Source organism: Kocuria gwangalliensis (assembly GCF_039544365.1).
Taxonomy (GTDB): domain Bacteria; phylum Actinomycetota; class Actinomycetes; order Actinomycetales; family Micrococcaceae; genus Kocuria; species Kocuria gwangalliensis.
In genome coordinates this window covers 1-1178 of record NZ_BAABLN010000054.1, presented here as the reverse complement: position 1 = coordinate 1178, position 1178 = coordinate 1, and the positions used below count along the sequence as shown (strand labels likewise).

The window sequence follows — 1178 nt, the reverse complement described above, 5'->3', positions numbered from 1 at the left end:
CCGCCGGCGTTGCCGGAGGTCCCGGCGTTCGGGTCGAGCAGGTCGTACTTGTCGATCGCCTGCGCCGGTGCGGACCAGTCCACCTCGCCGCGCTTGGCCAACATCTCCAAGGTCCGTACCACCATGGAATGCGCATCAATCTTGAAGAAGCGGCGCGCACCGGCGCGGGTGTCGGAGAAACCGAACCCGTCCGCTCCCAGTGAGGCCCACTCATTGGGCACGTACTGGCGAATCATGTCCGGCAGATCCGATGCGAAGTCGCTCGTGGCCACCACCGGTCCGGTGGCACCGGCCAGAGCCTGTGCCACGTACGGGGTGCGGGCGCCCTCGTTGGGGTTGAGGAACGCCTCTTCCTCGGCGGCCTGCGCATCGCGGCGCAGGTTGACCCAGGAGGTCACCGACCACACATCGGCGGAAACACCCCAGTCCTCGGCGAGGATCTTCTGCGCTTCAATGGCCCACGGCACACCCACGCCGGAGGCGAGCAACTGGGCGCGGGGGCCCTCCTTCTCGGCCGGCTTGAGCAGGTAGATGCCCTTGATGATGCCCTCGACGTCCACGTTCTCCGGTTCAACGGGTTGGTGGATCGGCTCGTTGTACACCGTGAGGTAGTACATGACGTTGTGGTCCTCGTCGCCCGTGCCGTACATCTGCTCGATACCGCGCTTGACGATGTGCGCGATCTCGTAGCCGTAGGCCGGGTCGTAGTGGATCACGGCCGGGTTGGTGGCCGCCAACAGGGGCGAGTGACCGTCCATGTGCTGCAGACCCTCGCCCGCCAGCGTGGTCCGACCGGCGGTGGCGCCAATGATGAATCCGCGGGCCAGCTGGTCCGCCGCGGCCCAGAAAGAATCGCCCGTGCGTTGGAACCCGAACATCGAGTAGAAGATGTAGAACGGGATCATCGGTTCGCCGTGGGTGGCGTAGGAGGTGCCGGCCGCGGTGAACGCTGAGGTCGCACCGGCCTCATTGATGCCCGGGTGCAAGATCACCCCCTGCTCGGACTCCTTGTACGCCAGCATCAGTTCACGGTCCACGGAGAGGTAGTTCTGTCCGTTGGGGTTGTAGATCTTGGCGGTCGGGAAGAACGAGTCCATACCGAAGGTACGGGCCTCATCGGGAACGATCGGCACGATGCGGTGGCCGAAATCCTTCTCGCGCATCAGGTCCTTGAGGAT

The 1178-nt window shown here is 65.0% G+C and carries 1 protein-coding gene; it reads right to left on the bottom strand.

The features are described from left to right. The coding region (locus ABEA06_RS13545) for a transketolase-like TK C-terminal-containing protein (protein ID WP_425559539.1) at nucleotides 1–1178 on the bottom strand (1178 nt) is incomplete at both ends.